Consider the following 10060-nt stretch of genomic DNA (forward strand, 5'->3'; position numbering starts at 1 on the left):
CAAGCTCCCTCGCCACATTAGAACGGGTTCAAACCGCTACTTCTTCGACAAACACCAACCGGTTCCCCGACGGGTCGCTGATGCTCATCTCACGACTGCCCCACGGCGTGTCTTCAATCCCGGGCTTGGCGTTGCGGTAGTTTTTGGCCAGCAACTGCTGCTGGTACGCCTCCAGCCCCTGGGCTTGAATCCGCACCGCCGCACCGGGCGTGCAATCGCCATGGTGCTCGGACAAATGCAACACGCAATCCCCCAGGGAAACCTGCAGGTACAGCGGGAAATTGTCTTCAAACCGGTGCTGCCAATCGACCTTGAACCCCAGGAAATCGACGTAGAACGCCAGCGTCTTGGCCTCGTCGAAACTGCGCAAAATGGGGGTGACTTTTCCTAAGTGCATGGCGATTGCTCCGTGTTTGAGAGCCGCAACTATAAAGCCGCAAACCCTTTACGCAAATCCCCGCTGCGCGCCAGGAATCGTCCGGGCCGCTGGCCGTTGGCCTGGCCGTCGCTGTAGCTCAGTACGCCGTTGACCCACACCCCGTCAATCCCTTCCGCCGCGCGCTGGGGCGCCTTGAAGTCCGCCACATCCCGCACCCGCAACGGATCGAACAACACCAGGTCCGCCCAGTGCCCTTCGCGAATTTCACCGCGCTCGGCCAAGCCAAAGCGCGCGGCCGACAAGCCGGTCATCTTGTGCACGGCAGTGTGCAGCGGGAACAACCCAAGGTCCCGGCTGAAATGCCCCAGCACCCGGGGAAACGCGCCCCACAACCGTGGATGGGGGAACGGATCTTCCGGCAAACCATCCGAGCCGATCATCGACAACGGGTGCGCCAAAATACGCTGCACATCCGTCTCATCCATCCCGTAATACACCGCGCCGGCAGGTTGCAGGCGACGGGCAGCGTCCATCAGCGGCACCGCCCATTCAGCGGCGATGTCCTGCAAATCCCGCCCGCCCATTTCCGGGTGCGGTGTCGACCAGGTAATGGTGATACGAAACGCATCGGTGACTTGCTTGAGGTCCAGGGTCGAAGAGCTGGCTGCATAGGGATAGCAATCGCAACCCACCGGATGAGTCTTCGCTGCGTGTTCCAGTGAAGCTAACAAGTGCGGACTGCGCCCCCAATTGCCGGCGCCCGCGCACTTGAGGTGGGAAATGATCACCGGTGCCTTGGCGTGACGGCCAATCTGAAACGCCTCGTCCATGGCCTCCAGCACCGGCTCGAATTCGCTGCGCAAATGGGTGGTGTACACCGCGCCGAACGCCGTGAGTTCTTCGCTCAGTTGCAGCACTTCATCGGTCTCGGCGTTGAAGGCGCTGGCGTACGCAAGGCCAGTGGACAACCCCAGGGCGCCGTCCGCAAGACTCTCCTGCAACTGCACGCGCATGGCGGCGATTTCATCGGGCGTTGCAGTGCGGTGCAGGTCGTCCATATGGTTGCTGCGCAGCGCCGTATGGCCGATCAGCGCGGCCACGTTGACCGCTGGATGGGCACTTTCCACCGCCGCGCGGTAATCGGCAAACCGCGGATAGGCGAAGGCCTCGCGCGTGCCCAGCAGGTTCATCGGATCCGGCGGATCAGCCCGCAGGCTCACCGGCGAAGCGCTGATGCCGCAGTTGCCGACGATCACCGTGGTGACGCCTTGGCTGAGCTTGGGCAGCATCTGCGGGTGACGGATCACCACGGTGTCGTCGTGGGTGTGCACGTCGATAAAGCCCGGTGCCAGCACGCGCCCGGTGGCGTCGATTTCGTGCTCGGCGCTGTCCCGGGACAAGTCGCCGATTTTCTCGATACGCCCTTCGCGCAACGCCACATCGGCGACATAGCCGGGGGTGTTGCTGCCATCAATGATCAAAGCCTGGCGGATCAGCGTGTGGTACTTCATCTCAATCTCCAAGCGGCAGGCTGTCGGGGCCGCCGCGATAATCGTCCAGGGCCAGTTTGATCCGTCGCAGGCGTTCCTGGTTGTCGTCCGGCATGGCCAAGGCCAGCTCGGTGGCGAGCACGTCGATGGCCAACAGCATTCCGTAGCGCGCCGCCGTTGGCTTGTAGATAAAACTGGTTTCCGCCGGTTGCAGCGGCAGCAGCACGTCGGCCAACTGCGCCAGCGGGGAGTCCGGCAGGGTGATGGCGATGATTTTTGCGCCGTAGTTACGCGCCAGTGCCACCACGCCCAGCACCTCCGGGGTGATGCCGGTCAGGGAGCAAACGATCAGCGCATGGTCCGGGCCCAGGGTGGCGGCGGTCACGCGCATCATCACCGGGTCATGGCAGGCGGCGATCGAGTAGCCCAGGCGCACCAGGCGCACTTGCAACTCGTCGCTGCACAGGCTCGATGGCCCGCCCATGCCAAACGCGTGGATCATCCGCGCATGGCCCAGCAGGCTCACGGCGTCGACAAAACTGCGCTGGTTAAAGCCGGACAAATGCCGGCGCAATGTCGCTTCGATATCGCTGAGAATCTGCCGGTGAAACGCCGATTGCTCGGGCAGCCCGGCCGGGTCAAGGAATCGGCTGCCGACGCCACTGGCCTGGGCCAGTTGCAGGCGCAGGTCACGCAGGTCACGGCACCCGACGCTGCGGGCAAAACGCGACAAGGTGGCGGTGCTGACCTCGGCCCGTTGGGACAGTTCTTCCAGGCTGGCGGACGCTGCAAAGCCGACATCCTCGAGCATCAGCTTGGCGATACGCCCTTCGCCGGCGCTGAAGGAATCCTGGCGGGCGCGGATCTGGTAGAGGATGTCCATCGGTTCGGCTCCGGGTTACAAAATGCAGGACAGGCCATACGTCAGACCGAAGGCGACCACCGAAATCAGGGTCTCCAGCACGGTCCAGGTCTTGAAGGTCTGGATCACCGTCATATTGAAGTATTCCTTGATCAGCCAGAAGCCGCCGTCGTTCACGTGGGAAAAGATGACCGACCCCGCACCGGTGGCCAGCACCAGCAATTCCGGGTGAGGATATCCCAAGCCCATGGCGACCGGCGCCACCACACCCGACGCGGTGGTCATGGCCACCGTGGCCGAGCCGGTGGCGATGCGCATCAGCGCGGCGAACAGCCAGCCCATCACCAATGGCGACAGGTTGAAGGCGTGTGCCAGCCCGAGGATTTCATTGGTGACGCCGGCGTCTACCAGAATCCGGTTCAAACCGCCGCCCGCGCCCACCAGCAAGGTGATGCTGGCGGTGGGTGCCAGGCACTCATTGGTGAACTTGAGGATGGATTCGCGGTTGAAACCCTGGGCCAGGCCCAGGGTCCAGAAGCTCACCAGGGTTGCCACCAGCAGCGCAATCACCGAGTTGCCGATAAACAACAGGAACTGGTTAAAGGCGGTGCCTGGCGTAGAAATCACGTTGGCCCAGCCGCCAATCATCATCAGCACCACCGGCAACAGGATGGTGCCCATGGTCAGGGTGAAACTCGGCAAGCGAGTGCGGGGCTCGCGGTCGATGAACTGGCGCTCCAGCGGGTTTTCCGCCGGCAGGTGAATGTGCGGCACGATGAATTTGGCGTACAGGGGACCGGCAATGATCGCCGTCGGGATACCCACCAGAATCGCATACAGCACGGTTTGCCCGACCGACGCGTTATAGGCCAACACCGCCATCATCGCCGCCGGGTGGGGCGGTACCAGCGCATGCACCACCGACAAGCCGGCGACCATCGGCAAACCGACCATCAGGATCGACACACCCACCCGCCGCGCCACGGTGAACGCGATCGGCACCAGCAACACAAACCCGACCTCGAAAAACAGCGGCAGCCCCACCAGGAACGCAATGCACACCATCGCCCAGTGGGCATTGCGCTCGCCGAAGCGGTTTATCAGCGTGCGCGCCACCTGCTCGGCGCCGCCGGACTCGGCCATCATCTTGCCGAGCATGGTGCCCAGCGCGACCACCAGCGCAATATGCCCCAGGGTCTTGCCCACACCCGCTTCGTAGGAGCCCATGATCGTATCCGCCGGCATCCCGGCCAGCAGCGCCAGGCCGATAGACACCAGGGTGATGACGATAAACGGGTTGAGCCGGTAACGCGCGATCAATACGATCAATGCAATGATGGCGATGGCGGCGTAGATCAACAGCCAATACCCCGGTGATGCGGCCATGCGGTACTCCTCGGAAAGGGTCACGTCGAATAGGTTGTGAAAGTCATAAATCATTACCGAGGCGTATTTTCAATTTTTATGAAAGTAATTTTCGCCCACAGACACGCCCTGTCGCCCTGGGATATGTCCAAGGTCAGTGGATGAAAATTCGGGGGGCGTTCTTACATGAAGATTGCCGGGGCTGGAAACTCAACGGTGCAGGGCGAGTCTTAGACTGCACACCGACTCATGACCAGGAAAACCCAGAATGAATCGTCAACACCTGCTAGTTCCCTTCGCCGCCAGTGCACTGCTGCTGGCCTTGTGCGGCACGGCTTCGGCCGACGAGAACCCGGCGCTGAAAAAATGCATGGACGGCGCCAACACCACCGCCGACATGGTTGATTGCAATGCCAAGGAAACCAAGGTCCAGGACGCGCGCCTGAACACCGCCTACAAAACCGCCATGACGGCGATGGAAGGCAACCGCAAGCAGCAATTGCAGGATGTGCAGCGTCAGTGGATCAAGTTTCGCGATGCCAACTGCGGCTTCATCGGCTCCGCCACCGGCGGCACCATTGACCAAATCAACGGCTCCGGCTGCGTGCTGGACATGACCCAGACCCGCGCCCAGGAACTGGAAAACCTGGTCGGGCCGTGATTTCAGATGCGTCACCGGGCACTGTAGGAGCGAGCTTGCTCGCGAAGGACGTTAACGATGACGTTGGGCACCTGATACCACGCGACGCTCTCGAGTTTTTCGCGAGCAAGCTCGCGCCTACAAGGGCGCTGGGTCAGTCGTGCTGTACCCGGGCGCGCTTGAGCAGTTTGCGGCAGCGCTCAGACAGGTGCAGCACCCGCAAATGCTTGCCGGCCTTGGCGTAGCGCTCCCGCAGGGTCATCAAGGCGGCAATCGCTGAATAGTCGACAAAGCTCAAGTGACGGCAATCCAGCGTCACCTGGGCCGGGTCGTTGGCCGGGTCGAAGCGGTTGAGAAACGGCGTGGTCGAGGCAAAGAACAGCGTGCCGTGCACCCGATAGAGTTTGCTGCCGTCCGCTTCCATATGCTCATCGGCATACAGTTCACGGGCCTGCTGCCAGGCGAAGTTCAGCGCCGCAATCACAATCCCGCACAGCACCGCCGTCGCCAGGTCGGTGAACACGGTAATCACCGTCACCGCCATGATCACCAGCACGTCGTTGAGCGGCACCTTGTTGATCACCCGCAGCGAGGCCCAGGCGAAGGTCTGCTGGGACACCACGAACATCACCCCCACCAACGCCGCCAGCGGAATGCGCTCGATCAGCGGTGACAGAAACAGAATAAACAACAGGATCATCACCCCGGCAAACACCCCGGAGAAGCGCCCGCGCCCGCCGGAACTGAGGTTGATCACGGTTTGCCCGATCATCGCGCAACCGCCCATGCCGCCGAATAATCCGGAGACCATATTCGCCGCGCCCAGGGCCACACTTTCGCGGTCGGGGTAGCCACGGGTTTCGGTGATTTCGTCGGTGAGGTTGAGGGTCAGCAGGGTTTCCAGCAGGCCGACCATGGCCATCAGGATCGCGTAGGGCGCGATGATGTGCAGGGTTTCAAGGGTCCAGGGAATCTGCGGCAACGCGAAGGTCGGCAGGCCACCGGCGATGTGGGCCATGTCGCCCAGGGTGCGGGTCGGCAGGCCGAGCAGGTACACCGCCAGGCCAACACCGAGGATCGCCACCAGGGCCGGCGGCACCGCGCGGGTCAGGTGCGGCAGCAGGTAGACAATGGCCATGGTTGCCGCGACCAGACCGGTCATCACGTACAGCGGCATGCCGCTGAGCCAGGTGTCACCGCTCTTGAAGTGCTCCAGCTGCGCCAGGGCAATGATGATCGCCAGGCCGTTGACGAACCCGAGCATCACCGGGTGCGGCACCATGCGCACCAGCTTGCCCAGGCGCAGCAGGCCGAAGGCGACCATGATCAAACCGCCCAGCAACACCGTAGCCAGCAGGTACTGCACACCGTGCTGCACCACCAGTGCCACGATCACCACCGCCATCGAGCCGGCGGCACCGGAGACCATGCCCGGCCGGCCGCCGAACAGCGCGGTGAGGGTGCAGATGATGAACGCGCCGTAGAGCCCCATCAGTGGGTTGAGGTGAGCCACCAGGGCGAAGGCGATGCATTCGGGCAGCAAGGCAAAAGACGTGGTGAGTCCGGCCAGGGCGTCGGCGCGCAGACGGGTGAGGTTCATTGAAATACCGGGGGAGTTGCGGGGATAAGGCTGGGGATGGTACGGAATTGGGCGCTGCGGAGCCAGCGATTGTGGCCAATCCTGTGGCGAGGGAGCTTGCTCCCGCTGGGCTGCGAAGCAGCCCTAAAAAGAACACTGCGGTGTTTCAGTTCAATTTTGACAACCCGTTTGGGACTGCTGCGCAGTCCAGCGGGAGCAAGCTCCCTCGCCACAAAAAACAGGGACCACGCAGCCTGGCATCAAACCATCTCGTTACGAATCCACTCGACTACAGACGTCCGCTTCGGCGCCCACCCCAGCAGTTCCCGCGCATGCTTGCCACGCACCCGGCTGTTGGAGCCCAAGCCATAGTTGGCCATCTCATAACCCCACTCGGCCTCGGCATCCGCCAATGGCCAATCCTGTGGTTTGCCCAGTTTCAGTGCTTCGGCAATCGCGGTGGTCATGTCGACAAACGCCGCCTCGCCACTCTCCACAAAGTAGAAAGTGCCCGGCACATTCTTTTCCAGCGCCAGCAGGTACAGCGCCACCACGTCTTCGATGTGCACGTTGGACCAGATGTTCTGGCCAGTGCCCACATGACGCACTACGCCACTCTTGCGCGCCTGCTTGAGCAAGCGTGGCAATTGCACGCTGTCGCGCTTCACGCCCAGGCTGTGGCCGTAGATCAGGGTGTTGCAGATCACCGCCGAGTTCACGCCGTCGTTGGCGGCAGCCAGGATCAGATTGTCGATGGCCACGCGGGCGGCCTTGTCGACAGTCGGCTCCGGCAGGCTGTCTTCGAAGTAGATAACGTCGCTGGACTTACCGCCCGACGCATCACCGACGATGCTTGAACCGCTGGTGTGCAGGAACGGCTTGTTGGAACCCTTCAGCGCAGCCAGCAAGGTCTCGACGGCGCCACGATGGTCACTGCTGGCGGCGTTGATCACGGCGTCAGCCTTGCGCGCTTGCTCGGTCAGCAGTGCGCTATCATCCAGCGTACCGGTCACCGGGGTGATGCCCAGTGCCGTCATTTCTGCCGCCTGTTCGGCGCTGCGCACCAGGCCGGTGACGTGATGGCCGGCCTTGACCAGGCCTGTGGCGATGGAACCGCCGATAAAACCGGCAGCGCCGGTAACGAATACGTTCATGGAGGTGTCTCCCTGCGTGAGTAATGGATGGCGTCAGTATTGCGGACCCATCCGTGCGGAATAAGTCCGTATTGCCCAATTCAATCTTGCGCAGGGGTCACGAATCAGCTGGCGTAGCTGGCCAACTTGCCCTGGATAAAGTCCAGGAAGCACTGGATGCGCAAGGCCAACTGCGAGTTGCGGTAGTACACCGCGTTGATCGGCTGGCGATAGCCGCTGTTGAACTCGGCCAGTACCGGTATCAAGCGCCCGGCCTTGATGTCCTGGGCGGTCATGAAGTCGGACAAACAGGTGATGCCCTGCCCTTCCAGCGCCAGTTGGCGCAAGGTTTCACCGCTGGAAGCGGCGACGCCCGGCTGGATCTGCCAGCGATCCCCGTGCACATGGCGCAGCGGCCAGTGGTTGAGGGTTTCGGTCTGGGTGAAGCCGAGCAACGTGTGTTCTGCCAGTTCGGCAACGGTGGCGGGCGTGCCGCGCTGTTCCAGGTACGCCGGGCTGGCGAGGATATGCAGCGGGCTGCAACCCAGTGAGCGGGCGTGCAGGGTCGAGTCGGCCAGGGCACCGATGCGGATCGCGATGTCGGTGCTCTGCTCCAGCAGGTCGATGATCAGGTCGTTGCTGTTCAGCTCCAGCTGGATGTCCGGGTACAGGCCGCGAAACTCGGCGATGTACGGCACGATCGCGTGCAGCATGAACGGCGACGCCGCGTTGATCCGCAGGCGCCCCGACGGGGTTTGCTGGCGCGACGACAGGCGCTCTTCGAGGTCGTCCATCTGTTCGAGGATCACCTTGGCCCGCTCGAAGAAATACTTGCCCTCTTCGGTCAGGTCCATGCGCCGGGTGGTGCGGTTGATCAGGGTGGTGTCGAGCTTGGCTTCCAGGCGCGACAAGGTGCGGCTGACCGCCGAGGGCGTCTGCCCGACCTGTTCGGCGGCGGCGGAAATCGACCCGCATTCAATCACGCAGACGAAGATCTGTAGCTCATCGGATCGGGCTTTCAACGTGAATCCTCTTTATAGCGGCTGCACGGATACTAGCCGCATTACAGACTCAGGTTAAACACCCGTGCCAGATGCTGCTCGTAGCGCGCCACGTCAGCTTCGATGGCCGGGCGTTTCATCACGTCCACGCACAGGAAGGTCGGCAGGCCGGTCATGCCGAGGAATTCGTTGGCCTTGTGGAACGGGAAATACACCGCGTCCACGCCCTTGGCTTCGAAGAAGTCGGTAGGGTCGTCGAAGGCTTGCTGCGGGGCGTTCCAGGTCAGGGACAGCATGTAGTGCTTGCCCTGGATCAGGCCGCCGCTGCCGTATTTCTGCGAAGCGTCGGAGCGGGTGCGGCCGTCGCTGGCGTACAGGCTGCCGTGGCCTTCGGTGAAGACTTCGTCGATGTACTTTTTGACGATCCACGGAGCGCCCATCCACCAGCCGGGCATCTGGTAGATGATCACGTCGGCCCAGAGGAATTTGGCGACCTCTTCGGCCACGTCGTAGCCGGCGTCGATGTGGGTTTCCTTGACGTCGATGCCGCCACGGTCCAGCACGGCCAGGGCGGCTTCATGCAGGGTGCTGTTGTAGCGACCGTCAGAGTGGGCGAATTTTTTACCGCCGTTGAGCAAGAGAACTTTTTTCATGGGTGTGCCTAAAGATTAAAAATGTCTAAAGGCAGGGTAACGAGGTCGAGGCTTTGGAATAAGCGCCGGGCAGGCAAAATACATTTGACCAAAAAGCACGAATCAGCAATTGATTGTTAACCACTGATCAGCAGATGACCGCCCAGCGCAGCCATGCCGATAAAAAACACCCGCTTGAACAGGACTGCGCTGATGCGCTGGCGCAGGGCCTGGCCCAGCCACATCCCGAGCAACGCCGGTACCAGCGCCAGCAACGAGGCATTCAATTCGCCACCGCCCAGGCTGCCACGCCAGAACAACCCGGCCGCCAGCGCCAGGGTCGACACGGTGAACGACAGCCCCAGCGCCTGCACCAGTTGGTCGCGGCTCAAGCCCAGCGCTTGCAGATACGGCACCGCCGGTATCACGAACACCCCGGTGGCCGAGGTGATGACCCCGGTCAGCACGCCGCACAACGGCCCCAGCCAGCGCTCGGTGGCCGGGCTCACCTTGAACGTCGGCAGCAACAGCCCGCTCAAGGCATACACCAGCAACGCCCCGCCCAGCGCTCGCACCACCCAATGCCCGCCGTCCATGCCCAGCCACAACGAACCCAGCCCGGTGCCGAGGAAAATCAGCAGGAGCATCGGCCACAGGCGTTTGATCAAGGCGCTCAGGTGACCGCCGAACGCCAGTTGCCAGAGGTTGGTGACGGTGGACGGGATGATCAGCAGCGCGGCAGCCTGCGCCGGCAGCATAGCCAGGCCCAGCATACCCATGGCCACGGTGGGCAGGCCCAGGCCGATCACGCCCTTGACCGTGCCGGCCAGCAGGAAGGTGCCGATCACCAGCAATGTCAGGGCCGGACCGAGGTTTTGGTAGAACGCGAGAAAAGTATTCATGGGTTGATTTTGCGGGCTTGGGTGTTGCTTGAAAATTCGCCATATACTGAGGCAGCCTCTTGTTTTGCATGAGGCTG

General features: G+C 62.4%; 10 protein-coding genes. 1 reads left to right on the plus strand and 9 read right to left on the minus strand.

Annotation, left to right across the window (positions count from 1 at the left end; all coding sequences use genetic code 11):
* Positions 1–28: 28 nt before the first annotated feature.
* The 4 genes from HX855_RS23470 to HX855_RS23485 are packed head-to-tail and all read right to left on the minus strand — an operon-like array spanning position 29 to position 4171.
* Positions 29–397 (minus strand): glyoxalase superfamily protein, encoded by a 369-nt coding sequence (locus tag HX855_RS23470; RefSeq protein ID WP_177089504.1) that lies wholly within the window; start codon positions 395–397, stop codon positions 29–31.
* Between the two features lie 29 nt (positions 398–426).
* Positions 427–1890: an amidohydrolase family protein gene (locus tag HX855_RS23475; RefSeq protein ID WP_177089505.1), complete on the minus strand. Its 1464-nt coding sequence runs from the start codon at positions 1888–1890 to the stop codon at positions 427–429.
* Between the two features lies 1 nt (position 1891).
* A complete protein-coding gene (locus HX855_RS23480) occupies positions 1892–2752 on the minus strand; it encodes a MurR/RpiR family transcriptional regulator (protein WP_177089506.1) in 861 nt (286 codons plus the stop codon).
* Positions 2753–2767: 15 nt separating this feature from the next.
* Positions 2768–4171, minus strand: a complete 1404-nt coding sequence (locus tag HX855_RS23485) for a gluconate:H+ symporter (protein ID WP_177089507.1) — start codon at positions 4169–4171, stop codon at positions 2768–2770.
* A gap of 193 nt (positions 4172–4364) precedes the next feature.
* Here HX855_RS23485 and HX855_RS23490 point away from each other — a divergent pair, with 193 nt between their 5' ends.
* Positions 4365–4757 (plus strand): lysozyme inhibitor LprI family protein, encoded by a 393-nt coding sequence (locus HX855_RS23490; protein ID WP_177089508.1) that lies wholly within the window; start codon positions 4365–4367, stop codon positions 4755–4757.
* Between the two features lie 133 nt (positions 4758–4890).
* Here the strand turns inward: HX855_RS23490 and HX855_RS23495 are convergent, their stop codons facing one another.
* The 5 genes from HX855_RS23495 to HX855_RS23515 form a co-directional block, all read right to left on the minus strand.
* Complete coding sequence (locus HX855_RS23495; protein ID WP_177089509.1) at positions 4891–6336, minus strand: SulP family inorganic anion transporter; 1446 nt, start codon at positions 6334–6336, stop codon at positions 4891–4893.
* Positions 6337–6575: 239 nt separating this feature from the next.
* Positions 6576–7469 (minus strand): NAD-dependent epimerase/dehydratase family protein, encoded by an 894-nt coding sequence (locus tag HX855_RS23500; RefSeq protein ID WP_177089510.1) that lies wholly within the window; start codon positions 7467–7469, stop codon positions 6576–6578.
* A gap of 104 nt (positions 7470–7573) precedes the next feature.
* On the minus strand, positions 7574–8470 hold the full coding sequence (locus HX855_RS23505; protein ID WP_177089511.1) for a LysR family transcriptional regulator: 897 nt from the start codon (positions 8468–8470) through the stop codon (positions 7574–7576).
* A 41-nt stretch (positions 8471–8511) separates the two neighbouring features.
* On the minus strand, positions 8512–9102 hold the full coding sequence (locus HX855_RS23510) for an NAD(P)H-dependent oxidoreductase (RefSeq protein WP_177089512.1): 591 nt from the start codon (positions 9100–9102) through the stop codon (positions 8512–8514).
* A 116-nt stretch (positions 9103–9218) separates the two neighbouring features.
* Complete coding sequence (locus tag HX855_RS23515) at positions 9219–9983, minus strand: sulfite exporter TauE/SafE family protein (RefSeq protein WP_177089513.1); 765 nt, start codon at positions 9981–9983, stop codon at positions 9219–9221.
* Positions 9984–10060 lie beyond the last annotated feature (77 nt).

This window comes from Pseudomonas sp. IPO3778 (genome assembly GCF_013386825.1).
Classification (GTDB): domain Bacteria; phylum Pseudomonadota; class Gammaproteobacteria; order Pseudomonadales; family Pseudomonadaceae; genus Aquipseudomonas.